Annotated in this window: 29 protein-coding genes; 1 reads left to right on the forward strand and 28 read right to left on the reverse strand. The window is 47.8% G+C overall.

All coding sequences use genetic code 11. The features are described 5' to 3' along the window. Nucleotides 1-8 precede the first annotated feature (8 nt). The 21 genes from rpmD to ACESON_RS04605 form a co-directional block, all read right to left on the reverse strand. Nucleotides 9-191, reverse strand: coding sequence for a 50S ribosomal protein L30 (rpmD, locus tag ACESON_RS04505; protein ID WP_177958023.1), 183 nt, complete (start codon nt 189-191; stop codon nt 9-11). A 13-nt stretch (nt 192-204) separates the two neighbouring features. Then, on the reverse strand, nt 205-714 hold the full coding sequence (rpsE, locus tag ACESON_RS04510) for a 30S ribosomal protein S5 (protein ID WP_177958022.1): 510 nt from the start codon (nt 712-714) through the stop codon (nt 205-207). 16 nt (nt 715-730) lie between these two features. Continuing rightward, nucleotides 731-1,099, reverse strand: coding sequence for a 50S ribosomal protein L18 (gene rplR, locus ACESON_RS04515; protein WP_177958021.1), 369 nt, complete (start codon nt 1,097-1,099; stop codon nt 731-733). Nucleotides 1,100-1,116: 17 nt separating this feature from the next. Next, nucleotides 1,117-1,659, reverse strand: coding sequence for a 50S ribosomal protein L6 (gene rplF, locus ACESON_RS04520; protein ID WP_177958020.1), 543 nt, complete (start codon nt 1,657-1,659; stop codon nt 1,117-1,119). A gap of 86 nt (nt 1,660-1,745) precedes the next feature. Continuing rightward, on the reverse strand, nt 1,746-2,147 hold the full coding sequence (gene rpsH, locus ACESON_RS04525) for a 30S ribosomal protein S8 (RefSeq protein ID WP_177958019.1): 402 nt from the start codon (nt 2,145-2,147) through the stop codon (nt 1,746-1,748). A 170-nt stretch (nt 2,148-2,317) separates the two neighbouring features. Beyond that, on the reverse strand, nt 2,318-2,503 hold the full coding sequence (locus ACESON_RS04530; RefSeq protein ID WP_002566501.1) for a type Z 30S ribosomal protein S14: 186 nt from the start codon (nt 2,501-2,503) through the stop codon (nt 2,318-2,320). Between the two features lie 15 nt (nt 2,504-2,518). Continuing rightward, nucleotides 2,519-3,058, reverse strand: a complete 540-nt coding sequence (gene rplE, locus ACESON_RS04535; protein ID WP_177958018.1) for a 50S ribosomal protein L5 — start codon at nt 3,056-3,058, stop codon at nt 2,519-2,521. A 22-nt stretch (nt 3,059-3,080) separates the two neighbouring features. Continuing rightward, entirely contained in the window at nt 3,081-3,380 is a 300-nt protein-coding gene (rplX, locus tag ACESON_RS04540) for a 50S ribosomal protein L24 (protein WP_177958017.1), read from the reverse strand. A 13-nt stretch (nt 3,381-3,393) separates the two neighbouring features. Further along, on the reverse strand, nt 3,394-3,762 hold the full coding sequence (rplN, locus tag ACESON_RS04545) for a 50S ribosomal protein L14 (protein ID WP_087221116.1): 369 nt from the start codon (nt 3,760-3,762) through the stop codon (nt 3,394-3,396). Nucleotides 3,763-3,866: 104 nt separating this feature from the next. Continuing rightward, the gene (rpsQ, locus tag ACESON_RS04550) at nt 3,867-4,121 is read right to left on the reverse strand and encodes a 30S ribosomal protein S17 (RefSeq protein ID WP_373108683.1); all 255 of its coding nucleotides are present in this window, start codon (nt 4,119-4,121) and stop codon (nt 3,867-3,869) included. A gap of 22 nt (nt 4,122-4,143) precedes the next feature. Further along, nucleotides 4,144-4,350 (reverse strand): 50S ribosomal protein L29, encoded by a 207-nt coding sequence (rpmC, locus tag ACESON_RS04555; RefSeq protein WP_177958015.1) that lies wholly within the window; start codon nt 4,348-4,350, stop codon nt 4,144-4,146. Continuing rightward, nucleotides 4,340-4,777, reverse strand: coding sequence for a 50S ribosomal protein L16 (gene rplP, locus ACESON_RS04560; protein ID WP_177958014.1), 438 nt, complete (start codon nt 4,775-4,777; stop codon nt 4,340-4,342). The genes rpmC and rplP overlap by 11 nt, the downstream gene beginning before the upstream one ends. Next, the gene (gene rpsC / locus ACESON_RS04565) at nt 4,777-5,433 is read right to left on the reverse strand and encodes a 30S ribosomal protein S3 (RefSeq protein ID WP_177958013.1); all 657 of its coding nucleotides are present in this window, start codon (nt 5,431-5,433) and stop codon (nt 4,777-4,779) included. Before rpsC ends, rplP begins: the two co-directional genes overlap by 1 nt. Before the next feature lie 9 nt (nt 5,434-5,442). Further along, nucleotides 5,443-5,829, reverse strand: a complete 387-nt coding sequence (gene rplV / locus ACESON_RS04570; protein WP_177958012.1) for a 50S ribosomal protein L22 — start codon at nt 5,827-5,829, stop codon at nt 5,443-5,445. A gap of 29 nt (nt 5,830-5,858) precedes the next feature. Continuing rightward, complete coding sequence (gene rpsS, locus ACESON_RS04575) at nt 5,859-6,137, reverse strand: 30S ribosomal protein S19 (protein WP_006782235.1); 279 nt, start codon at nt 6,135-6,137, stop codon at nt 5,859-5,861. Between the two features lie 18 nt (nt 6,138-6,155). Continuing rightward, the gene (rplB, locus tag ACESON_RS04580) at nt 6,156-7,001 is read right to left on the reverse strand and encodes a 50S ribosomal protein L2 (RefSeq protein ID WP_177958011.1); all 846 of its coding nucleotides are present in this window, start codon (nt 6,999-7,001) and stop codon (nt 6,156-6,158) included. Between the two features lie 189 nt (nt 7,002-7,190). Then, nucleotides 7,191-7,490, reverse strand: a complete 300-nt coding sequence (rplW, locus tag ACESON_RS04585; protein WP_177958010.1) for a 50S ribosomal protein L23 — start codon at nt 7,488-7,490, stop codon at nt 7,191-7,193. Further along, nucleotides 7,490-8,110: a 50S ribosomal protein L4 gene (gene rplD, locus ACESON_RS04590; protein WP_177993671.1), complete on the reverse strand. Its 621-nt coding sequence runs from the start codon at nt 8,108-8,110 to the stop codon at nt 7,490-7,492. Before rplD ends, rplW begins: the two co-directional genes overlap by 1 nt. 31 nt (nt 8,111-8,141) lie before the next feature. Further along, nucleotides 8,142-8,771, reverse strand: a complete 630-nt coding sequence (gene rplC / locus ACESON_RS04595) for a 50S ribosomal protein L3 (RefSeq protein WP_177958008.1) — start codon at nt 8,769-8,771, stop codon at nt 8,142-8,144. Nucleotides 8,772-8,821: 50 nt separating this feature from the next. Further along, a complete protein-coding gene (gene rpsJ, locus ACESON_RS04600) occupies nt 8,822-9,139 on the reverse strand; it encodes a 30S ribosomal protein S10 (protein ID WP_177958007.1) in 318 nt (105 codons plus the stop codon). A gap of 386 nt (nt 9,140-9,525) precedes the next feature. Continuing rightward, the gene (locus ACESON_RS04605) at nt 9,526-10,905 is read right to left on the reverse strand and encodes a cell wall-binding protein (protein WP_373108684.1); all 1,380 of its coding nucleotides are present in this window, start codon (nt 10,903-10,905) and stop codon (nt 9,526-9,528) included. Between the two features lie 315 nt (nt 10,906-11,220). On the opposite strand from ACESON_RS04605, the gene ACESON_RS04610 reads away from it, so the two are divergent. Further along, on the forward strand, nt 11,221-12,081 hold the full coding sequence (locus ACESON_RS04610; protein ID WP_177958005.1) for a class I SAM-dependent methyltransferase: 861 nt from the start codon (nt 11,221-11,223) through the stop codon (nt 12,079-12,081). Nucleotides 12,082-12,185: 104 nt separating this feature from the next. Here ACESON_RS04610 and yajC read toward each other — a convergent pair whose 3' ends face one another. The 7 genes from yajC to rpoC all read right to left on the reverse strand — a co-directional run bounded on the left by yajC (nt 12,186) and on the right by rpoC (nt 23,695). Then, nucleotides 12,186-12,479, reverse strand: coding sequence for a preprotein translocase subunit YajC (yajC, locus tag ACESON_RS04615; protein ID WP_177958004.1), 294 nt, complete (start codon nt 12,477-12,479; stop codon nt 12,186-12,188). Between the two features lie 86 nt (nt 12,480-12,565). Further along, entirely contained in the window at nt 12,566-13,705 is a 1,140-nt protein-coding gene (tgt, locus tag ACESON_RS04620; RefSeq protein WP_177958003.1) for a tRNA guanosine(34) transglycosylase Tgt, read from the reverse strand. Nucleotides 13,706-13,736: 31 nt separating this feature from the next. Beyond that, nucleotides 13,737-15,869 carry a protein translocase subunit SecD gene (gene secD, locus ACESON_RS04625; RefSeq protein WP_177958002.1) on the reverse strand — a complete coding sequence of 711 codons (2,133 nt, stop codon included), beginning with the start codon at nt 15,867-15,869 and terminating at the stop codon, nt 13,737-13,739. Between the two features lie 16 nt (nt 15,870-15,885). Then, nucleotides 15,886-17,286: a thioether cross-link-forming SCIFF peptide maturase gene (gene scfB, locus ACESON_RS04630; RefSeq protein ID WP_177958001.1), complete on the reverse strand. Its 1,401-nt coding sequence runs from the start codon at nt 17,284-17,286 to the stop codon at nt 15,886-15,888. Nucleotides 17,287-17,418: 132 nt separating this feature from the next. Further along, nucleotides 17,419-17,565, reverse strand: a complete 147-nt coding sequence (gene scfA, locus ACESON_RS04635) for a six-cysteine ranthipeptide SCIFF (protein WP_177958000.1) — start codon at nt 17,563-17,565, stop codon at nt 17,419-17,421. 84 nt (nt 17,566-17,649) lie between these two features. Further along, on the reverse strand, nt 17,650-19,581 hold the full coding sequence (locus ACESON_RS04640) for a polysaccharide deacetylase family protein (RefSeq protein ID WP_373108685.1): 1,932 nt from the start codon (nt 19,579-19,581) through the stop codon (nt 17,650-17,652). Between the two features lie 439 nt (nt 19,582-20,020). After that, nucleotides 20,021-23,695, reverse strand: a complete 3,675-nt coding sequence (gene rpoC / locus ACESON_RS04645) for a DNA-directed RNA polymerase subunit beta' (RefSeq protein ID WP_177958437.1) — start codon at nt 23,693-23,695, stop codon at nt 20,021-20,023. Nucleotides 23,696-23,705 lie beyond the last annotated feature (10 nt).

A 23,705-nucleotide genomic window follows, 5' to 3' on the forward strand; every position in this document is an offset into this window, starting at 1 on the left:
CGTCTATATTAGATCTCTTCTACTTTCACTAAATGTCTTACGTGCCAAATCATGCCTCTAACAGCCTCATTATCCGGAAGCTCAACAGTCTTGTTCAGTTTCCGTAAGCCCAGAGCCTCAACAGTTGCTCTCTGCTTCGGGATAGCACCGATAGGAGATTTGACTAACGTTACTTTTAACTTCTCTGCCATTTCATTGTCCTCCTTAGCCTAAAATCTCTTCAACAGATTTGCCGCGAAGTCTTGCAAACTCTTCCGGAGTCTTCAGCTCAGTCAGACCGCTCAGTACAGCAAGTACTACGTTGGTCTTGTTGTTGGAACCCAGAGATTTTGCACGGATGTTCTTGATACCTGCCAGTTCCAGTACGGAACGAGCCGGACCGCCAGCGATGATACCGGTACCTTCCGGAGCTCTCTTCAGCAGTACGGAAGAGCTGCCGAACTTACCGATGTGGTCATGCGGAATGCTCTTGTTCTCGTCAACCGGAATCTCTACCAGATTCTTCATAGCTGCTTCTTTTCCTTTGCGGATTGCTTCCGGAACCTCACCAGCCTTACCAAGACCTGCACCAACATGGCCGTTGCCGTCGCCTACTACTACCAGAGCAGAGAATCTCATGGTACGGCCGCCTTTTACAGTTTTGGATACACGCTTGATTGCTACTACGTTGTCATTTAATTCAAACTGACTTGGGTCAATAATTGTACGCTTCATGCCGATCTCCTCTCTACTAGAATTTCAGACCAGCCTCACGGGCTGCATCTGCAAGTGCCTGAATCTTACCCTGGTAAATGAAACCGCCGCGGTCAAATACAACCTCTTCGATTCCCTTTTCCAGTGCTCTCTTAGCAATGAGAGTTCCAACATAAGCTGCTGCGTCGGTATCGTTGGTGTGCTCCAGCTCTGCCTTTACAGCTTTCTCTACAGTAGATGCTGCTACCAGAGTATTGCCGACTGAATCGTCAATAATCTGAGCATACATATGATTATTACTTCTGAACACAGCCAGACGCGGTCTCTCTGCAGTACCTGCAAAGCGGTTACGCATTCTCTCGTGTTTCTTCACGCGAACTTCGCTTCTTGATTTCTTGCTAACCATTTCTGCATCCTCCTTAATTATTTCTTACCAGTCTTACCAACTTTACGTCTGATAGTCTCATCAGCATACTTAATACCTTTGCCCTTATACGGCTCAGGTCTTCTCTTGTCTCTGATTTCAGCAGCGTACTGGCCAACTTTTTCTTTATCGATACCTTTAACCGTGATCTTATTCTGACCTTCCAGAACGGTCTCCAGACCTTCCGGATCTTCCATCTCTACCGGATGAGAATAGCCCAGGTTAAGGGTTAATTTCTTGCCCTGCTTAGAAGCTCTGTAACCTACACCGTTGATCTCCAGAACCTTCTCATAGCCGTTGGTTACACCAACTACCATGTTGTTGATCAGAGTTCTTGTCAGACCATGCAGAGATTTCATTCTCTTTAAGTCATTGGGTCTAGTTACAACAATATGTCCATCTTCTTCCTTGATGTCCATTTCTACCGGCAGCTCTCTCTCCAGAGTGCCCTTCGGACCTTTTACAGTCACTTTATTATTCTCAGCAATCGTTACAGTTACACCTGCGGGGATTGCGATTGGCATTCTTCCAATACGTGACATGCCTGTTACCTCCTACTTAAATTTTCGGAAAGCGCGCGAAGCGCTTTCTGTTTTCAGTTCTATTTAGATACTTTTGTAATGTAATATTACCAAACGAAAGCCAGAACCTCTCCGCCTACGCCCAGTCTGCGTGCTTCCTTATCGGTAATAACGCCCTGGTTGGTGGACAGGATAGCGATTCCCAGACCGCCCAGAACCTTCGGCAGGTTCTCCTTGTTTGCGTATACACGCAGACCCGGCTTGGAAATTTTCTTGATGCCGCTGATGATTTTCTCATTCTTATCAGCGCCATACTTTAAGGTGATGCGAATGTTGTTGAACGCACCGTTCTCTACGATATCATATTTCTCTACGTAACCCTCTTTTACCAGGATGTCGGCGATAGCCAGCTTCATCTTGGAAGACGGTACGTCTACAGTATCATGTTTCGCAGTATTTGCATTACGGATTCTTGTAAGCATATCTGCAATCGGATCACTCATTGTCATGATAGAATTCCTCCTGTATTTATGTTGGTTGGTTTCCACTCTGGACCTCTTACCCGCTCAACCAAGCTCGACTTTCGCCTTTCGGCTCAGTCTCGCTAAGTTTCGGGATGGGCCTGGCACTAAGCTCGACCTTTGCCTGACGGCTTGTTCTCGCTTAATCTGCTTTCGGCCTACCAGCTTGCTTTCTTCACACCAGGGATCTGTCCCTTGTATGCTAATTCTCTGAAGCAGATACGGCAGATACCGTATTTTCTTAAATATGCATGCGGACGTCCGCAGATTCTGCAACGGTTATATTCTCTGGTGGAGAACTTAGCCGGACGCTGCTGCTTAATCTTCATAGAAGTCTTTGCCATGGATCTTTCCTCCTGTTATTTTGCAAACGGCATGTTAAATAATGTTAACAGTTCACGAGCCTCTTCGTCAGTCTTAGCAGTGGTAACGAAGATAATGTCCATACCTCTTACCTTGTCAACCTTATCGTACTCGATCTCCGGGAAAATCAGCTGCTCTTTGATACCCAGAGCGTAGTTTCCTCTGCCATCAAATGCGTTGGGGTTTACGCCGCGGAAGTCACGTACACGGGGCAGAGCCAGGTTAATCAGGCGATCTGCGAACTCGTACATCTTCTCACCACGCAGGGTAACCTTACATCCGATAGCCATGCCTTCTCTGATTTTGAAGTTTGCAACGGATTTCTTTGCCTTGGTGGTAACGGCTTTCTGTCCGGTAATCAGCTCCAAATCTCTAACTGCAGAGTCCAGAACCTTAGCGTTTTCTTTTGCTTCACCAACGCCCATGTTGATAACGATCTTATCAAGCTTCGGGACTTCCATGATGTTTTTATATCCAAATTTTTTGATCAGAGCGTCTACCATTTCGTTCTGATACTGTTCTTTTAATCTAGCCAACTCTCGTTCCTCCTCCCTGCAATTAGTCAATTACTTTGCCGGTAGCCTTAGCTACGCGAACCTTCTTGCCGTCTTTTACTTCAAAGCCAACACGGGTTGCTTTGCCGTCAACCATCAGCATTACATTGGAGATGTCCATAGCAGCTTCCTGATGGATAATGCCACCCTGGGGATTACCAGCACTGGGTTTGGAGTGCTTTGTAACCATGTTGCAGCCCTCAACGGTAACCTTGCCGCCTTTTACGTGAAGGACTTTACCGGTTTTATCTTTATCTTTTCCTGTGATAACCTTTACCAGGTCGTCTTTCTTAATTTTCTGCACAGTCGGCACCTCCTTACAGTACTTCCGGAGCCAGAGATACGATCTTCATGAACTGCTTCTCACGTAATTCTCTTGCTACCGGCCCAAAGATACGGGTTCCTCTTGGGGTCTTGTCATCTTTGATAATAACTGCTGCGTTCTCATCGAACTTAATATAAGAACCGTCTTTACGGCGTGCGCCCTTAACGGTACGTACTACAACGGCCTTTACAACATCGCCCTTCTTTACAACGCCGCCTGGTGTTGCATCTTTAACGGAAGCAACGATGATATCACCGATATTTGCATATCTTCTGGTAGAGCCGCCCATAACGCGGATGCACAGTAATTCTTTTGCTCCGGTGTTATCGGCAACCTTCAGTCTGGTTTCCTGCTGAATCATACCTGAATACTCCTTCCTTTGTCGCCAGTTCTCCTATACGGGAACCACGAACTACACTTCGTTACGTTTGCGTAGCGAAACGCTGCTTCGCACCGCTTCTTTTATTATCTAGCTTTCTCGATAATCTCAACCAGTCTCCATCTCTTGTCCTTGGACAGCGGTCTGGTTTCCATAACTTTAACGGTATCGCCCTTGCCACACTCGTTGTTCTCATCGTGTGCTTTTAATTTAACGGTCTTTTTAACGATTTTTCCGTATAAAGGATGCTTTACGTGGTCTTCAATTGCAACTACGATGGTCTTATCCATCTTGTCGCTTACGACTTTACCAACGCGGGTTTTTCTTAAATTTCTCTCCACGGTCATGTTCTCCTTTCAAACCTTACACCAGTTTGGACTTTGCTGTAATAACAGTCTGGATTCTAGCGATGTTTCTGCGAACCTCTTTAATTCTGCTGGTATTATCTAACTGGTTGGTTGCATTCTGGAATCTTAAGTTGAAAAGCTCTTTCTTAGCAGCTACTAATTCTTCCTGTAACTCTGCAGCTGATTTTGCCTGTAAACCTTCTACAAATTTATTAGTTTTCACTGTTATCACCGCCTTCTAAATCTGCCTTAGCAACGATCTTGCATTTGCAGGGTAACTTGTGCATAGCCAGACGTAATGCCTCGCGGGCAACCTCTTCGGATACGCCTGCGATCTCAAACATTACTCTGCCCGGTTTCACTACTGCAACCCAGTACTCCAGAGCACCCTTACCGGAACCCATACGAGTCTCAGCCGGCTTTGCAGTTACCGGTTTGTCCGGGAAAATCTTGATCCATACTTTACCGCCACGTTTGATATAACGGGTCATAGCAACACGGGCTGCCTCAATCTGATTGGACTTGATCCAGCACGGCTCGGTAGCTACCAGACCGTACTCACCGTAGTTGATTACATTTCCTCTTAAAGCCTTACCGGTCATAGTTCCACGGAACTGTTTGCGGCGCTTTACTCTCTTAGGCATTAACATTATTTATCGCTCCCTTCCTTTTTTCCTTTAGTAGGAAGTACCTCGCCTTTGTAGATCCAAACCTTTACGCCAAGCTTGCCGTAGGTGGTATCTGCCTCAGCGAAACCATAGTCAATATCTGCTCTTAATGTCTGTAACGGAATAGTACCCTCGCTGTAGAACTCGGTACGTGCGATATCAGCACCGCCAAGACGTCCGCCAACTGCGGTCTTGATTCCCTTAACGCCAGCCTTCATGGAACGGCCCATGGTAGACTTCATAGCGCGGCGGAAAGATACACGGTTTTCCAGCTGCTGAGCAATGCTCTCAGCTACCAGCTGTGCATCACGATCCGGTCTCTTGATTTCCTTGATGTCGATAAATACTTTCTTATCGGTCATCTTCTGAACTTCGCCTTTCAGCTTCTCAATCTCAGCGCCGCCCTTACCGATAACAACGCCCGGCTTTGCGGTGTAGATGATGATTTTTACTCTGTCAGAAGCTCTCTCGATCTCGATTTTGGAGATTCCGGCGCTGTACAGTCTCTTCTTCAGGAAGGTACGGATATTGTAATCCTCTACCAGGCAATCAGCGAAGTTGCCTTCAGCGTACCATTTGGAATCCCAGTCTTTAATAACACCGACTCTAATGCCGTGTGGATTAACTTTCTGTCCCATATTTGCCTCCTATCTTTCATTCAGCACAACAGTAATGTGGCTCGTTCTCTTCTCGATTCTGTAAGCGCGGCCCTGTGCTCTCGGTTTTACTCTCTTCATGGTCGGAGCCTTGTTTGCGAAGCACTCTTCTACATACAGCTTAGCCGGATCCATGTTGTTGTTGTTCTCAGCATTAGCTACTGCTGATTCCAGTAATTTTTTAATTAAAGAAGAAGCATATCTGGGATTGTAGGTTACAATACCAAGTGCAGTCTGCACATCTTTGCCTCTGATGGCATCTAATACGAAGCATGCCTTCTGAACAGAAACACGTGCGTAAGACAGCTTAGCGCTCGGTCTGGTGTCCTTCTGGGCATTTCTCTCTCTCTTAATCTGACTTCTATGTCCTTTAGCCATTGCTAATAACCTCCTTTCAGTCCTGACGGTTAACGTTTGGATTTCTTCTCGTCTTTTCCGTGTCCTCTGTAAGTTCTGGTAGCTACGAACTCACCCAGCTTGTGGCCTACCATATCCTCGGTAACATATACCGGAACATGCTTTCTGCCATCATGAACTGCAATTGTATGTCCAACCATCTGCGGGAAGATTGTGGAACGGCGGGACCAGGTCTTAATTACCTGATGCTGTCCTGCTGCGTTCATTGCGTCAACTTTTTTCAGTAAGTGCGCATCTGCAAATGGTCCTTTTTTTAATGAACGTGCCATAGGTTTAGATCCTCCTTATTATTTAATGGTCTTTCCGTCGCGTCTTCTTACAATCAGCTTATTAGACTGCTTGTTTTTCTTTCTGGTCTTCAGACCCAGAGCAGGCTTGCCCCAAGGAGTGGAAGGACCCGGACGGCCGATACCGGTCTTACCTTCACCACCACCGTGCGGATGGTCATTCGGGTTCATAACGGAACCGCGGACAGTAGGACGGATACCCATGTGACGTTTTCTACCAGCCTTACCGATGTTGATCAGGTTGTGGTCACCATTGCCTACTTCACCGATGGTAGCGCGGCAGATGATCGGAACCATTCTCATTTCGCCGGAAGGAAGTCTTAAGGTTGCATATTTGCCTTCTTTAGCCATTAACTGAGCAGAGTTACCAGCGGAACGAACCAGCTGACCGCCCTTGCCCGGATACAGCTCAATGTTGTGAATCTGTGCACCAACCGGGATGTTTGCTAACGGCAGGCAGTTACCAACCTTAGCCTCTGCATTCTCACCGCTCATAACCTTCATGCCGTTGGTCAGACCAGCCGGAGCCAGGATATAGGACTTCTCGCCGTCTGCGTAGCAAATCAGAGCAATGTTAGCAGTTCTGTTCGGATCGTACTCGATACCGATTACAGTTGCCGGAATGCCATCCTTGTGGTTTCTCTTAAAGTCGATGATTCTGTATTTTCTTCTGGAGCCGCCGCCACGGTGTCTCACAGTGATTTTACCCTGGTTATTACGTCCAGCGTTCTTCTTTAAAGAAGTAACCAGAGACTTCTCCGGAGTAGACTTGGTGATTTCCTTAAAGTCAGAACCGGTCATATGTCTTCTGGAAGGTGTATATGGGCGATATGTTTTAATTCCCATGATTATAACTCCTTTCGTCCTCAACCCCCTGTTGTCGGGCATACTTCGATACCCGCAGGGTGTTCAATCTCACACGCTTTGCTGAATTTCATCAACGCATCCGCGTGTATCTCTTATCACAGCGCGATATAGGTTTGATTTATCATCCCGCTGTATAGTGTCTATTCTTTAGCCCGAAAGCTCTGCAGCTTACAGACCTGCGAAAATTTCGATTTCCTTGCTGTCCTCGGTCAGCTGTACAATAGCTTTCTTGGTAGCAGCAGTCTTGCCGAAGGTCATACCTCTTCTTCTGTTCTTGCCTTCGTTGTTCATGGTATTAACGCTCTTCACTTTGGTTCCCGGGAACATTTTCTCAACAGCTTCTTTGATCATGCTCTTGTTTGCCTCGGTGTGAACCAGGAAAGTGTATTTCTTCTCTGCCATAGCATTCATGCTCTTCTCGGTAACAACCGGTTTGAGAATGACATCATAGTACTGAATGTTTGCCATTATGCGTACACCTCCTCGATATTTGCAACAGCGGTCTTGGTAGCCACTACAGTGTTGTATTTCAGAATGTCATATACGTTGATGGTATTGACATAAGCGGTCTTTACGGTCGGGATGTTCTTAGCAGACTTTACTACGTTGTCGCTGTCATCGCCAACTACTACCAGAGCCTTGGAAACCTTCAGGTTGTTCAGTACGTTCTGGAACTTTTTGGTCTTAATCTCATCCAGCTTCAGCTCGTCAACAACGATGAACTTGTTCTCCTGTACTCTGCTGGTCAGAGCGGACTTTAATGCTGCTCTCTTCTCTTTCTTGTTCAGAGTGATGGTGTAATCTCTCGGGGTCGGAGCGAATACGATACCGCCGCCGGTCCACTGCGGAGCTCTGGTTGAACCCTGACGTGCATGTCCGGTTCCTTTCTGTCTCCACGGTTTTCTTCCACCGCCAGAAACCTCAGAACGGGTTTTTGCCTTCTGAGTACCCTGACGCTTGTTAGCAAGCTGTGCAACTACTGCCATGTGTACCAGGTGTTCGTTAATCTCTACACCAAATACAGCATCGTTTAACTCCATCTTGCCTACTTCATTACCTTCCATATTGTAAACGGATACGTTTGCCATTTTAAGTGTTCCTCCTTTCTCGTCAAAGCAATCAAGCCTTCACTGTTTCTTTGATTGTCACTAAGGATTTCTTCGGTCCGGGAACAGCACCCTTAACCAGAATCAGATTGTTCTCAGCGTCAACCTTAACAACTTCCAGATTCTGAACAGTTACACGCTTGCTGCCCATGTGGCCCGGCATCTTTTTGCCCTTGAATACCTTACTCGGGTCAGAACATGCACCATTGGAACCTGCATGACGATGGTACTTGGAACCATGAGCCATCGGTCCGCGGGACTGGCCGTGTCTCTTGATAGCGCCCTGGAATCCTTTTCCCTTGGAAACAGCAGTTGCATCAATCTTGTCGCCTGCAGCGAAGATATCAGCTTTAATCTCATCTTTTACAGAATACTCTTCTGCATTGTCGAGACGGAATTCTCTAACAAATCTCTTATAAGCGACACCAGCCTTGTCAAAGTGTCCCTTAACCGGCTTGCTGACCAGTTTCTCTCTCTTGTCAACAAAACCAACCTGTACGGCCTTGTAGCCATCGTTCTCTTCAGTCTTAACCTGGGTTACTACGCAGGGACCTGCCTGAAGAACAGTTACCGGAACTAAAACGCCATCTTCGTTGAAGATCTGGGTCATTCCGACTTTGGTAGCTAAAATAGCTTTCTTCATTTCATTTCCTCCTTACAGCGGATTACCCTTTTGAGGCAATCATACTAAAGTTATTTCTGTTTCATTTTGATGTCGATATAAACACCAGCCGGCATTTCCAGCTTGGACAGAGCATCTACTGTCTTCTGGCTCGGGGTGATGATATCGATAAGTCTTTTGTGAGTTCTCTGCTCGAACTGCTCTCTGGAATCTTTGTATTTGTGTACCGCTCTCAGGATAGTTACTACTTCCTTCTTTGTGGGTAACGGCACCGGTCCACTCACCTGAGCCCCTGTCTTCTTTACGGTCTCGATGATTTTTCCAGCAGACTGATCAACTAACTGATGATCATAAGCTTTTAATGTGATTCTCATTACTTGACTTGCCATAAAAAAAGTCGCCTCCTTTTCGCACTTTTGTTTGAAGTACGACAAGCGGTGACTGTACACATCTCCGTGTGTGTCGCGGTGGACTCACACTGCGTTACTGCATTACCTTAGTTCCTACAGCTGTTAAATTGGTACAGTGACTTGTCGTCAGTTTCCTAACTTGACATTCGCTCCACGGAAAACCTGCCATATCTAAGGCAGCAACCTCGCGCTTCATCGCTATCATGTCACAGCTTTTCCATATTATCATAGGTTTTTCGGAAATGCAAGTGTTTTTTTGAATTTTTTTAAGTTTTTTCCGGTCCATAGAAAAAAGTGCCTCCCCAGGATCTCTCCTGAAAAAGCACTTTTTCTATTTTCAGTCTTTGCAGTAAACTGCTGATGGCCTATTCGTTCCAGGAGCTCCAGTCCGGTTCCTCTGGACTTGAGTAAGTACCGCCCTCAACTCTGTCTCCATCCTCTTCAATCAGAACGCCGCCGCTGTTGGTTTTATACTTAATGCCATCCCGATCCTTTACGGTTGTATTTTTCGCAATACGACCGGAAGTATTAATCACATAATTCTTGCTGCTGTCTCCATCCTGAATGGTAAATACCTCATATTTGCTTCCAGAATCTGCTTTCTGAAGCTTTCCCATATAATATAGGTAGTTATTATATACGCCTGTATAACCTCGGCCTGTGGAGGTAAAATAATATTCCCTCATTTCTCCGCCATCGTCAATCTTCTGTTTTCCGCGGAGCATACTGCTTTGGGAACGATTGCCGAAGTAATACGCCGTATATTCTGATTCATCCCGATCCAAATATACCTTCTGAATTCCGTATACCGGAACGCCGTTTGGTCCAAACAGGTAGGTGTTGCCGTTGATCTTTTCCAAATCACTGCTGTGGGCTGAACCAATCTTCGGCCCCGTCTTCGGTTCTCCCTTGCTGTTAAAGTAAAACCACTCCACATCGTAATCGTACTGATCCTGAAGATTCTCCGGGGGCTCTGCTGTATACCAGCCAGAGCGAACCTGACCATTGGCATCTACAAACCGGTAATCTGCAATGGAGTCAGATTCATCACCAGTTACACAGACCCAGCCAGTCTGCATGGCCCCGTCCTCTCTCAGACAATAGTATTCTCCATTGATTTTCTTCTGCTTGACATTATCTCCATCGCTGTCTGGAACCACTTTTTTTCCGTTAGAATTAAAATAATACCAGTACTTGCCGTCATCCTCTGTCTCAAAGGGACCACCGTTGTCCTCTTCCTCATCCTCGTATCCATCCGGAGGCGCCAGTCTCTGCCAACCGGTCTGCATCACGCCATTGGAACCACAGTAATACATATCATCCAGAACCCAGCCAGTCTGCATCAGTCCTGTATCATCAAAATAATACCAATTATTATTAATCTTCTCCCAGCGCTCTTTCATACACTTTCCGGTACTGTTGAAATAATACCAGTCATAACCGGTGTCTGCATCAGAATTGGGAACCTGCAGCCACTTCCCGGCCACCATAATGCCGTTGGAGTCCACATAGTAATCATCATTGTCTACCCAGGAATCCACCGCCATAACACCATTTCCATTCAGATAGCGCCAGTATCCGTCGCCTCCCTTTCTCCACTCATTGTACTCTCGGCTGCCTGCAGAATTGTAGTATGCCCAGTTGCTGCCTTCCTGCACCCATCCCGTAGCCGCCATGGCCGAAATTCCGCTGCCGAGACTGACTGAGGCTGCAAGGGCAAGAACCACCCAACTTTTCTTCTTCATATTTGTAAAAATTCTCCTTTAACTCATTCCTCTGATACATCTACCTTCCATTTTAACAAGTTATAGGAAATTATTCAATAAAAAACATCCGTAATTTCTTACGATTTTTCTTACAATTTCTGCCTCCAGTTCCTTTCCCTGATGCAAAATCGCAAAACTGCATCTACCGGGAACTTCTTGACGGAAAGCCCCTGTTCTCTGTATAATGGAAGGCAGAAAGCAGGCTTTTTCCTGCACAGCAAGTAATATCAGCATACAAAACCTATGAAAAACAGAGGGAGCAGCTTATATCTCCCGGAAAGGCTGGAATAAATTATGTGGTTAGCAGACGGCTGGAAAGATTATCAGGTCATCGACTGTTCTAAAGGAGAAAAACTGGAACGATGGGGAGAATATCTCCTGGTTCGCCCGGATCCTCAGGTTATCTGGGATACCCCCAAAAACCATGTGGGATGGCGCCATAAAAACGGACATTATCACCGGAGTGCAAAAGGCGGCGGAGAATGGGAATTCTTTGATCTGCCTCAGCAGTGGTCCATCTCTTACAAAAACCTTACCTTCAATCTGAAGCCCTTCAGTTTTAAACACACCGGACTATTTCCGGAACAGGCTGTCAACTGGGACTGGTTCGGAAACAAAATCAGACAGGCAGGACGCCCGGTAAAGGTTCTGAACCTGTTTGCCTATACTGGCGGAGCCACGCTGGCTGCAGCTGCTGCAGGAGCCTCTGTAACCCATGTAGATGCCTCCAAAGGCATGGTTGGATGGGCCAAGGAAAATGCAGTTTCCTCCGGTCTCGCCGATGCGCCTATCCGCTGGCTGGTTGATGACTGTGTAAAATTTGTTGAACGGGAAATCCGTCGTGGAAACCACTACGATGGCATTATCATGGATCCTCCTTCCTACGGACGGGGACCCAAAGGAGAAATCTGGAAAATCGAAGACGCCATCCATCCTCTGGTTAAGCTGTGCGTTCAACTTCTTTCCGATGAGCCTCTGTTTTTCCTGATTAACTCCTATACAACAGGACTGGCTCCTGCTGTACTTACCTATATGATGTCTACGGAAATTGTTCCGAAGTTTGGAGGTCATGTGGACGCTCAGGAAATCGGACTCCCTGTTAAAGAATCCGGACTTGCGCTGCCCTGCGGCGCATCAGGGCGGTGGGAGAAGTAGCCATTTCATCCATCTCACAAAAATTTCTCGAGAAATCAAAATACCGCTCCATGATGCTTATGCATCACAGAGCGGTATTTTTGAGCACTTCAACGACTCTTCTCTTATACTTCCGGTTTTTCTACCTGCACGATCGAGGTTTTCTGCATAGGAATCCGGCAGTTCTTGTTGCTTCCGAACTCTACAATCACAGTATCATCGGTCATGTCGATAATTACACCGTAAAATCCTGCTGTTGTCAGTACACTGTCGCCGATTGCTACGCTGGCCAGCAGTGCCTGCTGTTTTTTCTTTTCTTTCTGCTGCGGGCGAATTGCCATAAAATACATCAGTGCGCAGAAAAAGATAATGTAGCCGATTAAAAACATAGGTGACATTCCTCCAGTTGCTGTTAACATAAGTGCTTCCTCCTCAGGCTGCTGCCGCCTCGCTTCAGGCAGCCTTATATTCTTTTTTGATTCATCGGAATCCGGCGCCAGACACGTCAGCCCTGTTCTCCACGGGCCATACGCTCCAGCTTTTCTGCTTTATAATCAGCATACCGGTGCTCCTCGATTGCGTCGCGAATCTCTTTCATCATTGTATTATAAAAATACAAATTATGCAAGACACATAATCTCATTCCCAGCATTTCTTTTGCCTTAAACAGGTGCCGGATATAGGCTCTGGAATAAGAGCGGCAGGCCGGACACTGACAGCCCTCTTCAATCGGTCTGTGATCCAGCTCATATTTCTGATTCAGAAGGTTTAATTTTCCATAATTGGTATATACATGGCTGTGGCGTCCGTTTCGTGACGGATATACACAGTCAAAGAAGTCTACGCCCCGGTCTACCGCCTCCAAAATATTGGCCGGCGTTCCTACGCCCATCAGATAAGTGGGCTTATTCTGGGGAAGGTGAGGAACCGTTACATCAAGAATGTGATACATCTCTTCATGGGTTTCTCCCACTGCCAGACCGCCCAAGGCATAGCCGTCCAAATCCATGGCTGCTATGGTTTTTGCATGATTAATTCGAATCTCATCCACCACACCGCCCTGGTTGATTCCAAACAGAAGCTGCTCTTTGTTGATGGTATCCGGCAGGCCATTCAGCCTTGCCATCTCCTTTTTACACCGTTCTAGCCATCTCGTTGTCCGATCCACAGAATTCTGGATATAAGAGAAATCTGCGCGGCTGGGCGGGCACTCATCAAAGGCCATGGCAATGGTGGAGCCAAGGTTGGACTGAATCTGCATGCTTTCCTCCGGCCCCATAAAAATCCTGTGGCCGTCAATGTGAGACTGGAAATAAACGCCCTCTTCCTTGATTTTGCGCAGACCTGCCAGGGAAAATACCTGGAATCCGCCGGAATCTGTAAGAATGGGTCTGTCCCAGTTCATAAATTTGTGAAGTCCGCCAAACTCCTTAATCAGTTTATCCCCGGTTCTCACATGCAGGTGGTAGGTGTTGGACAGCTCCACCTGCGTGCCGATCTGGCGCAGATCGTCCGTAGAAACCGCGCCTTTGATTACGCCTACTGTTCCTACGTTCATAAATACCGGTGTCTGAATGGTTCCGTGAACCGTCTGGACCTGAGCTCTTTTTGCCCGTCCGTCTGTTGTAATCAGTTGATATTTCATACAATTCCCATTTCTGTTTTAAACATCAAAGTTACTTGTCTGCTGCTGCCTTTTTCTTACGGGTTGTCATTACATACCACAGAGCTCCTGTCACGCATACAGAAGAGTAGGTACCGCATACAATGCCGACCATCAGAGGAAGAGCAAATTCACGGATGGCAGACACACCCATTAAGTACAATACAAATACCATAATGAAGGTTGTCAGCGATGTATTAATGCTTCTGGTAACAGTCTGGGTAATGCTCTTATTTACCAGCTCCTCCAGAGTTTCCTTATTTCTGCCTGCTGCCAGGTTTTCACGAATACGGTCAAAGATAACAATGGTCGCATTAATGGAATATCCCACAATAGTCAGCATACATGCAATAAAGGTAGATCCGACGGACCACTTGGCCACTGCATAGAAGGTCAGCACTACCAGCACATCGTGTACCAGAGCCAGAATTGCACTGGCTGCAAACTTAATATTTTTAAACCGGAACCAGATGTAAAGGAGCATCAGAATCGTAGCCACGATCACAGCCCACAGAGCATCCTGCTTCATCTCCGCGCTGACTGCGCCGGAAATGCTTTCTGCCGTAATCTTTTCTGCCTCAACGCCAAAGTTTTCTACCATAGCGTCTTCGAGAGCCTGTCTCTGATCCACATTCAGGGTCTTGGTCTTGATAATTACCTCGTTTGTGCCTGCCACCTTCTGGGTCTGCACATCTGCATCACCAGTAATCTTGGATACCACAGGAACTACCTTGGAAGAAATATCCTCTAGGCTTAGATCCTCATTAAAGGTAACATTGGTGGAGGTTCCGCCAGTAAAGTCCATTCCATAATTCAAAGCTTTTCCGGTCTGGGTACGATTCAGGCCCATTGCCGCCCATCCAGCCACTACCATAACAATAGAAATCAGGAAGCAAAGCTTCTTCTTTCCCAGGAAATTCCAAACACGTCCGTCCTTCTTAATTCCGTAGAATTTAGCCTGATCAAAGCCCAGATGGTAAAGGGCCATCAGCGCTCCTCTTGTTACAAACAGGGCGGTAAACATGGACAGTACAATACCAATTGCAAGCGTTGTTGCAAATCCCTTTACTGTTCCGGAACCGCGGAAATACAGAACAGCCGCTGCAATCAGGGTAGTGATATTTCCGTCTACGATTGCAGAAAGCGCCTTGTTAAATCCTGTCTTAATCGCAGAATGAACGGTTTTTCCCACACCCAGCTCTTCCTTAATACGGGTAAAGATAATGACGTTCGCATCCACTGCCATACCTACGGAAAGGATAATTCCCGCAATACCCGGAAGGGTCAGAGTCACCTCAAAGGCAGACAGAAGAATCACGATCAGACCTACATACAGAGCCAGGGCAATAGAAGCTGCCACGCCGGGAATCAGATATGCGGCAATCATAAATACAACCACAATCCCAAAGCCCACAGCGCCTGCCTTTAAACTGGTGGAAATAGCCTCCTGTCCCAGCTTTGCACCTACTACATTAGAGCGCAGCTCTTCCAGCTCCAGGGACAGAGAACCGATACGGATGGTTGCAGCCAAGTCATTGGCCTCCTCATAGTCTGCCATACCGTCGATCTGGCACTGTCCTCCGGAAATAGCTTCCCGAACAACCGGATTGGAATAAATCTGTCCATCGTAAATAATGGCAATCCGCTTTCCTACATTGGCTGCCGTTGCATCTGCAAAGGCCTTGCTTCCTTCTTCGGTAAAGGTCAGGCTGACAATGTATCCCTTCGCGCCGCCGCCCTGATCGATCACTCCTGCCTTGGCAGAAGCCACCTGATCACCAGTCAACAGCACCTGACCGTTTTCATCGGCAAAAATCAGAGAACCGGGCTTACCCAGCTCCTCCAGAATCGCATTGGCATCGGATACTCCCGGAATATCAATATTGATCCGGTTATTTCCTTCCTGGTAAACCTCTGCCTCAGTACTGTAATTCTGTACTCTTTGCTGAAGCTTATAAATGGTATCCGACATTTCTTCCTGACCAGGCTCTTCCTCTACTGCCTGATAAGTAATGCTGACACCGCCTGCCAGATCCAGTCCCAGCTTAATGTCATCCATGGTATCATAACCCAGGAAGCCAAAAAGCCCCACTGCAATCAGCAGAATCAGCAGGCCAATAAGCCCCTTTCCTTTACTGCTTTTCATCTCATTTCTCCTCTCCTTATTCCTCTTCAGCCAGGGCAGCCTTAATCATAATGGCACACTCAATTCTCTTTTTCTGCATTTCACAGCCAATATCATAGGCATCGGTAATGCAGCCGTGGAAATTGTAGGAATTGGCCGCACATCCGCCGCTGCAGTAAAATCTGGCGAAGCACTTCCGGCATTTTTCCTTTGCGTACACATTGCAGAGTTTAAATTCATCCCGAATATCAGTCCGGGTAACTCCCGTATCAACATTTCCCATCAGGAACTCCTCCTGTCCTACAAACTGATGACAGGGGTAAAGATCTCCCCAGGGCGTAACTGCCAGGTACTCTGTTCCTGAACCGCAGCCAGACAGACGCTTGGCTACACAGGGTCCCTGATTCAAATCAATCATAAAGTGGAAGAAGTTAAAGCCTCTTCCCTCTTTTTTACGCTTAATATATTCCACAGCCAGCTTATCATACTCTTCCAGAATCTTCGGCAGATCCTCCTCACGAATTGCGTAGGGTTCCTCCGGAGAAGCCACAACCGGCTCAATAGACATCTGCTCAAAGCCCAGATCCGCAAAATGCTTCACATCCTCGGAAAAGTCCAGATTGTTGCGGGTAAAGGTGCCACGCACATAATAATCCTTTCCGGCACGGCTCTCTGCAAACTTCTGGAACTTGGGAACAATAATATCATAGCTGCTGCCATGACCGTTTCTGGTAGGACGCATCAAGTCGTTGACCTCCTTGCGGCCGTCCAGACTCATAACCACATTGCTCATTTCCCTATTGCAGAAATCCATAATTTCATCATTTAACAGCACACCGTTGGTGGTAATTGTAAAACGGAAGTGCTTTCCATGGGCTTCTTCCTGAGAGCGGCCATACTCAACCAGCTGCTTTACCACTTCCCAGTTCATCAGCGGCTCGCCGCCGAAAAAGTCTACTTCCAGATTTCTTCTATTGCCGGAATTGGCAATCAGGAAATCCAGAGCCTTTTTTCCTACTTCAAAGCTCATAAGAGCCCGTCTGCCATGATACTCGCCCTCTTCTGCAAAGCAGTATTTGCAGCCCAGGTTACAGTCATGGGCAATATGCAGACACAACGCCTTTACGACAGTTTTGCGCTGCTTAAAATCTGTTACATACTCCTGATAAACATCTGCGGTATACAGCTCCTCTGCATCAATCAGAGCCTGAACCTCATCCAGCGCCTCCTCTGCGTCAGAGCGGTTGTAGGACTGAGACAGCAGATCCAGAACCCGCGCTTTGGCATCTGCCGGAATAGCCATCGGCTTGCGCAGCTCGCCCATTACCGGCTCTAACAGCTCTACTGCATCATAAACTACATCGTCCACTACATGGACGGAGCCACTGGAAATATCCATAACAATATTGTATCCGTTGTTTTTGTACTGATGAATCACTATATCTCTCCTTATCTTTCAGCTGTTCTCTTACAGGGTGCGCTTTCCTATGAACGAAAAAGATCCCCTACGATCCGGGACCATAGGGGATCTTTTGGCTTCCTTATCTTGGCTTGAAGCGCTGTCCGATCATTATCTGTTCGGATTCTCGCAGCTCTGGTTGCCAACGGTGCAGGAAGTCTTGCATGCAGACTGGCAGGAAGTCTGGCACTCGCCGCAGCCGCCCTTTTTCATGGACTCTTTCAGAGTCTTGTTATTTAAAGTCTTTACGTGCTTCATACGTTTCGCCTCCTATGCTATGCTTAGAATTCAACGAAATTATATCATATCTTGTCATAGTGTGCAAGCTAAAGTTCCCTGTTTTCACTGTGGACGGAATCTGCTGTAGGTATGGCCGGGAAGCATCCCCCCACGGTAAGAGGCCAGCTCACTGACCGTTACCAGCTGAAAGCCCCGGTTGACTAGCTCCGGAATCAGAACCTCGCTGGCATCGGCTGTGGTCTCATAAAGGTCATGCATCAGAATAATGTCTCCGTCCTTTGCCTGCTCCAACACAGTCTGAATTGTTGTCTGCGCATCTCTTGTTTTCCAGTCCAGCGTATCAATGGACCAGAGCACGGCCGGCATGGAAATAGCTCCTACAATATTCATTCCCGCCTCGCTTCTTGCGCCTCCGCAGGGCCGCATCAGCACCGGGGAAACTCCACAGGCATCTGATACCACCTGATTGGTCCGCGCCAGCTGACTGGCCAGCTCTTCCGGCGGAACCTTGGTCATAAGCGTATGATCGTAGGTATGATTTGCCACCTCACATCCAAGCTCCTCCATTTTTTTGACTACATCCATCCGCTTTTCCGCCTGTTTTCCTACCATAAAAAATGTGGCTCTGCTGTTGTACTTCTCCAAAGCTGCCAGAATTCTCGGAGTTGCGTGTACAGAGGGACCGTCATCATAGGTCAAAGCAAGCATCGGCTTTGTCGGATCAATATTTCCTGCATAGGTATTTCCACCTTCGTTTTTCTTCACAATGGAAATCCGAATTCCGTCAAGCCGCAGTCCTGCTCCGCTGACGCCTGCCTCCTCTCCGTTCTTCATCCAGTCTGTCCACTGCTGATTCTGAAGAACACTGTAAAGAACATCGTAATTTTCGCCCAGTTCTCCTGTCAGCTTCATACTGACTGCCTCTAAAGGCATGGCTCCCTGAGAGGAGCCGCCCTCTCTGGCATCCTCAACCCAATCCAGCCAGCCGCTTCCACTCAAATTTACCCGATAGGCAATGGTACCTGTCATATCCTCTGGCTGGTTATGAACAGTCGCACGAAAAGCTGTAATAAACTGATTGACCGGCGCCATGCAATAAGAATTGTCTGCAAAAAAATGACTCCATCCTACCTGATTGACATAAATTCCGTACATCGCTCCAATATCCGGAAGATGATTCGTCCAGCTTTTCGCAGGAATATCTGGCGGCGCTGTTCCTCTTTCTCCTGTATCTGACACATTGGCTGCCTCCAGGTCTGTTCCGTCAGTCGTTTTTTTATTTTCTGCCAGAATCATGTCGGACTGTCCTGAAGCCTCAGCTGAATTTCTCTTTCCAATTCGGCCTGCAGCCAAAAACAGAACCAGCACACAGACAGCAGCCATTCCTGCATAAATTAGATGGCGGCTTCTGCGGGCACTGTGGCGGCGTTTTTCCTGACTGGTTTTCCTGTTCTGTGTATGGCGATTCTGCATCCGACGCAGCTCATCCTCTCCCAGATAGCGGCTCGAAACACGACGCTGGCCTCCTGCAGCCGCGCTGTATCCCTGAGCTCGGTTCCGGCCTCCTGCAGCCGTGCTGTGTCCCTGGACCCGGTTCTGACCTCCTGTTGCTCTGCTGTATCCCTGATTTCGACCTTCCTGCCCTGAATTTGTGTATGCGGTTCCTCTCATTCCCGAGCGAATTGTCATAACCTCCGGCTGGCTTTGGGCCTTTTTCAGCTGCCGACTTCCTTCTCCCACAGCTTTTTTCTGTCCGCTTCCGCTTCTCTCTCCTGATGCTTTTCTCTGGCCGCTTCCGCTTCTCTCTCCCGCCGCTCTTTTCTGGCCGCTTCCGGTTTTCTCCCCTGCCGCTCTTTTCTGGCCGCTTCCACCGCCTTCTCCTGCCTTCTTTTTGGTTCCGCCTCCGACTGCAGACCGGCCATTTTTCTGCCCAGACTTACCTCCAGCCACCCGGTTTGACTGTTCTGTCGGAGACAATGTCGGCCAGTTTCTTTCTGCCGAATTCCTCCTGACTGTACTTCTTTCCCTCTCCATGCAACTCCTCTGCCTTCTATTTTTTATATAAAAGATCCTCTTTCCGTTTTCAGATCTTTCTTAAAAACTCTGATATTTTAAGAAAGAAGCTCGCTTGCGAGCTTCTCCGCCTGCGGCGGGTCGTCTCATCAGCCCAATTCTCCTCCAATCCATGGAGATCCCCGCGGAGCGTTTTTATGTCACAGGCATACCCTATGACATGAAAAACACTAATTCTAGTATGTCTTCTCACCAGATATAGTATAACAGCCCTTTTTTTACTGTCAATAGAAATCAGAGGAAACTGCTCTTTCTTGCGAATTCTCTGTCTCAGACAGACACTGCAATGCAATTTACCCCCTTCCGTTCATCTGCAAAAGAAGAATCTCACCTGCGAATTTTTCCTACTGAACGCAAGAAACCCCGGCGCTGTCACCAGCGCCGGGGTTTTCACACATCTTTATTCGTCTATTTCTGTATCATCAATCTCAAATACTTCCGCAGCCTCATCCAGACTATCGCCATCATCCTCTGGCAGGATCAGGTTCTCATCATCCTCATCCTCAGACAGAAGAATCTCGTCATCCTTCAGAACCTCGTCAGTATCCAGCTTAACGGAACGATAACGCTTCATTCCAGTACCAGCCGGAATCAGCTTACCAATCAGAACGTTCTCCTTCAGACCGATCAGGTGATCCACTTTACCGTTGATTGCAGCCTCAGTCAGAACCTTGGTAGTCTCCTGGAAGGATGCAGCTGACAGGAAGGAATCTGTTGCAAGAGATGCCTTGGTAATACCCAGCATAACCTGCTTGCCCTCTGCCGGCTTCTTGCCTTCTGCAATCAGAGCCTCGTTCATCTCGTTAAAGTCAAGAACGTCCATGGATACGCCCGGAAGCACATCGCTGTCTCCGCTTTCCTCGATCTTGATCTTCTTTAACATCTGGTGCACAATCATCTCAACGTGCTTATCGTTGATTTCTACACCCTGCAGACGGTAAACTCGCTGTACCTCGCGAAGCATATAGTCCTGAACTGCGCGAACGCCCTTAATCTTCAGGATATCGTGCGGATTGACACTACCCTCGGTCAACTCATCACCGGCCTCAATCACCTGCTCGTCCTGAACCTTAATTCTGGAACCGTAAGGAATCAGATAGGTCTTGGAGTTGCCGGTTTCTGTATCGGTAACAACAATCTCACGCTTCTTCTTTGTATCTTTAATATTTACCACGCCGCCGAACTCGGAAATAATAGCAAGTCCCTTCGGCTTACGGGCCTCAAAAAGCTCCTCGACACGAGGAAGACCCTGTGTAATATCGCCACCGGCAACACCGCCCGTATGGAAGGTACGCATGGTCAGCTGAGTACCAGGCTCACCGATAGACTGTGCAGCAATGATACCAACTGCCTCACCAACCTGAACCGGCTGTCCTGTAGCCATGTTTGCGCCGTAGCACTTTGCACAGATTCCCACATGAGACTTACAGGTAAGAACAGTACGGATCTTTACGGAATCACGTCCCAGCTTCTCTAATACCTTCATCACCGCTGCAGCACGCTTCGGTGTACACATGTGGTTTGCCTTTACAACAACCTCACCGGTATCCGGGTCGGTAATGGTTTCTGCAATATAACGTCCGGTAATACGCTCCTGCAGGCTCTCGATGGTTTCCTTACCGTCAGAGAATGCCTTGATCTCCATGTAGGGGATCTCCTTGCCTTCGCAGCAGTCTACCTCACGGACAATCAGATCCTGAGATACGTCAACCAGACGACGGGTCAGGTAACCAGAGTCCGCTGTACGCAGCGCCGTATCGGACAGACCTTTACGAGCACCGTGAGCAGAGATGAAGTACTCCAGTACGTCCAGACCCTCACGGAAGTTGGACTTGATTGGCAGCTCGATGGTGTGACCGGTTGTATCGGCCATCAATCCTCGCATACCTGCCAGCTGTTTAATCTGCTTATCAGAACCTCGAGCTCCGGAGTCAGCCATCATGTAGATGTTGTTATACTTATCCAGGCCGGTCAGCAGATCGTGGGTCAGCTGATCATCCGTTGTCTTCCAGGTTTCAATAACCTCTTTATAACGCTCCTCCTCGGTAATCAGACCGCGGCGGTAGTTCTTTGCAATCCGGTCTACGGTAGCCTGTGCCTCAGCAATCAGTCTCGGCTTGGACTCCGGCACCGTCATATCAGAAATAGATACCGTCATGGCTGCTCTGGTAGAATATTTGTAACCAATGGCCTTAATATCATCCAGGGTTACAGCAGTCTGAGTAGCGCCATGTACATTAATAACCTTCTCCAGAATCTTCTTCAGCTGTTTCTTTCCTACATGGAAGTCTACCTCAAGAAGCAGTTCATTTCCCTCCACACTTCTGTCTACAAATCCCAGATCCTGCGGAATAATCTCATTGAAAATGAAACGTCCTACTGTAGATTCTACCACGCCGCTGTGAACCGTGCCGTCAGGCATGGTTTTTGTCACACGGGCCTTGATCCTGGAATGCAGAGTAACAACTCCGTTTTCATAAGCAAGAATTGCTTCATTTACGCTCTTGAAGATCTTGCCCTCACCCTTTGCACCTGGGCGCTCCTGGGTCAGGTAGTAAATACCAAGAACCATATCCTGAGACGGAACCGCTACAGGACCACCATCAGACGGCTTCAGCAGGTTGTTGGGAGAAAGAAGCAGGAAGCGGCACTCTGCCTGGGCCTCTACAGACAGGGGCAGATGTACAGCCATCTGGTCACCGTCGAAGTCCGCATTGAACGCGGTACATACAAGCGGATGCAGCTTGATTGCCTTACCTTCTACCAGAATCGGTTCGAATGCCTGAATACCCAGTCTGTGCAGAGTAGGCGCACGGTTCAGCATAACAGGATGCTCTTTAATAACATCCTCCAGCACATCCCATACCTCTGTCTGCAGGCGCTCTACCATCTTCTTTGCGCTCTTGATATTGTGTGCAGTTCCGTTCTGAACCAGCTCCTTCATAACGAAGGGCTTAAACAGCTCAATCGCCATCTCTTTAGGAAGACCGCACTGATAAATCTTTAACTCCGGTCCTACAACGATAACGGAACGTCCGGAATAGTCAACTCGCTTACCAAGCAGGTTCTGACGGAAACGTCCCTGCTTACCTTTCAGCATATCGGAAAGAGACTTTAACGCACGGTTTCCCGGGCCGGTAACCGGTCTGCCCCGGCGGCCGTTGTCGATCAGAGCGTCCACAGCCTCCTGAAGCATACGTTTCTCGTTACGAACAATAATATCCGGTGCGCCCAGCTCCAGCAGACGGGCCAGACGGTTGTTTCTGTTGATAATTCTTCTGTATAAGTCATTTAAGTCAGAGGTAGCAAAACGGCCGCCGTCCAGCTGTACCATAGGACGGATATCCGGCGGAATTACCGGAATTACGGTCATGATCATCCATTCCGGCTTGTTTCCGGAATTACGGAAGGCCTCAACAACCTCCAGACGCTTAATAATGCGGGCTCTCTTCTGGCCGCTGGCGTCCTTTAACTCTTTCTTTAACTGCTCAGACTCCTTCTCCAGGTCAATCGCCTGCAGCAGTTCCAGGATGGACTCTGCGCCCATTCCCACGCGGAAGGAGCCGTAGCCCCATTTCTCCACTTCCTCCCGGTACTCCTTCTCAGACAGAACCTGCTTATACTGCAGGCTGGTCTGTCCCTGGTCCAGGACAATATAGGATGCGAAATACAGCACCTTCTCCAGAATACGGGGAGAAATATCCAGGATCAGTCCCATCCGGCTGGGGATTCCCTTAAAATACCAGATGTGGGACACAGGAGCGGCCAGCTGGATGTGGCCGATACGCTCTCTGCGGACACTGGCCTTGGTTACTTCTACACCGCATCGGTCACAGATTACGCCTTTATAACGGATCTTTTTATATTTGCCGCAATGACATTCCCAGTCCTTGCTGGGTCCGAAAATACGCTCACAGAACAGACCGTCCCGCTCGGGCTTTAAGGTCCGGTAGTTAATAGTCTCAGGCTTTTTTACCTCGCCGTGGGACCACTCCAGAATCTTTTCCGGGGAAGCCAGGCCAATCTTAATGGCGTCAAATGTCAATGGCTGATAAGTTTCATTTGTCTCAGGCATGAGCGATACT

It is taken from the genome of Lachnoclostridium sp. Marseille-P6806 (assembly GCF_964238185.1).
GTDB lineage: Bacteria > Bacillota > Clostridia > Lachnospirales > Lachnospiraceae > Brotaphodocola.

What these genes read in the sequence shown, in the direction of transcription:
- rpmD (WP_177958023.1), bottom strand. Translation starts at nt 191, where the DNA reads ATGGCAGAGAAGTTAAAAGTAACGTTAGTCAAATCTCCTATCGGTGCT.
- rpsE (WP_177958022.1), bottom strand. Translation starts at nt 714, where the DNA reads ATGAAGCGTACAATTATTGACCCAAGTCAGTTTGAATTAAATGACAAC.
- rplR (WP_177958021.1), bottom strand. Translation starts at nt 1,099, where the DNA reads ATGGTTAGCAAGAAATCAAGAAGCGAAGTTCGCGTGAAGAAACACGAG.
- rplF (WP_177958020.1), bottom strand. Translation starts at nt 1,659, where the DNA reads ATGTCACGTATTGGAAGAATGCCAATCGCAATCCCCGCAGGTGTAACT.
- rpsH (WP_177958019.1), bottom strand. Translation starts at nt 2,147, where the DNA reads ATGACAATGAGTGATCCGATTGCAGATATGCTTACAAGAATCCGTAAT.
- ACESON_RS04530 (WP_002566501.1), bottom strand. Translation starts at nt 2,503, where the DNA reads ATGGCAAAGACTTCTATGAAGATTAAGCAGCAGCGTCCGGCTAAGTTC.
- rplN (WP_087221116.1), bottom strand. Translation starts at nt 3,762, where the DNA reads ATGATTCAGCAGGAAACCAGACTGAAGGTTGCCGATAACACCGGAGCA.
- rplP (WP_177958014.1), bottom strand. Translation starts at nt 4,777, where the DNA reads ATGTTAATGCCTAAGAGAGTAAAGCGCCGCAAACAGTTCCGTGGAACT.
- rpsC (WP_177958013.1), bottom strand. Translation starts at nt 5,433, where the DNA reads ATGGGACAGAAAGTTAATCCACACGGCATTAGAGTCGGTGTTATTAAA.
- rplV (WP_177958012.1), bottom strand. Translation starts at nt 5,829, where the DNA reads ATGGCTAAAGGACATAGAAGTCAGATTAAGAGAGAGAGAAATGCCCAG.
- rpsS (WP_006782235.1), bottom strand. Translation starts at nt 6,137, where the DNA reads ATGGCACGTTCATTAAAAAAAGGACCATTTGCAGATGCGCACTTACTG.
- rplB (WP_177958011.1), bottom strand. Translation starts at nt 7,001, where the DNA reads ATGGGAATTAAAACATATCGCCCATATACACCTTCCAGAAGACATATG.
- rplW (WP_177958010.1), bottom strand. Translation starts at nt 7,490, where the DNA reads ATGGCAAACATTCAGTACTATGATGTCATTCTCAAACCGGTTGTTACC.
- rplD (WP_177993671.1), bottom strand. Translation starts at nt 8,110, where the DNA reads ATGGCAAACGTATCCGTTTACAATATGGAAGGTAATGAAGTAGGCAAG.
- rplC (WP_177958008.1), bottom strand. Translation starts at nt 8,771, where the DNA reads ATGAAGAAAGCTATTTTAGCTACCAAAGTCGGAATGACCCAGATCTTC.
- rpsJ (WP_177958007.1), bottom strand. Translation starts at nt 9,139, where the DNA reads ATGGCAAGTCAAGTAATGAGAATCACATTAAAAGCTTATGATCATCAG.
- ACESON_RS04605 (WP_373108684.1), bottom strand. Translation starts at nt 10,905, where the DNA reads ATGAAGAAGAAAAGTTGGGTGGTTCTTGCCCTTGCAGCCTCAGTCAGT.
- ACESON_RS04610 (WP_177958005.1), top strand. Translation starts at nt 11,221, where the DNA reads ATGTGGTTAGCAGACGGCTGGAAAGATTATCAGGTCATCGACTGTTCT.
- yajC (WP_177958004.1), bottom strand. Translation starts at nt 12,479, where the DNA reads ATGTTAACAGCAACTGGAGGAATGTCACCTATGTTTTTAATCGGCTAC.
- tgt (WP_177958003.1), bottom strand. Translation starts at nt 13,705, where the DNA reads ATGAAATATCAACTGATTACAACAGACGGACGGGCAAAAAGAGCTCAG.
- secD (WP_177958002.1), bottom strand. Translation starts at nt 15,869, where the DNA reads ATGAAAAGCAGTAAAGGAAAGGGGCTTATTGGCCTGCTGATTCTGCTG.
- scfA (WP_177958000.1), bottom strand. Translation starts at nt 17,565, where the DNA reads ATGAAGCACGTAAAGACTTTAAATAACAAGACTCTGAAAGAGTCCATG.
- ACESON_RS04640 (WP_373108685.1), bottom strand. Translation starts at nt 19,581, where the DNA reads ATGGAGAGGGAAAGAAGTACAGTCAGGAGGAATTCGGCAGAAAGAAAC.
- rpoC (WP_177958437.1), bottom strand. Translation starts at nt 23,695, where the DNA reads ATGCCTGAGACAAATGAAACTTATCAGCCATTGACATTTGACGCCATT.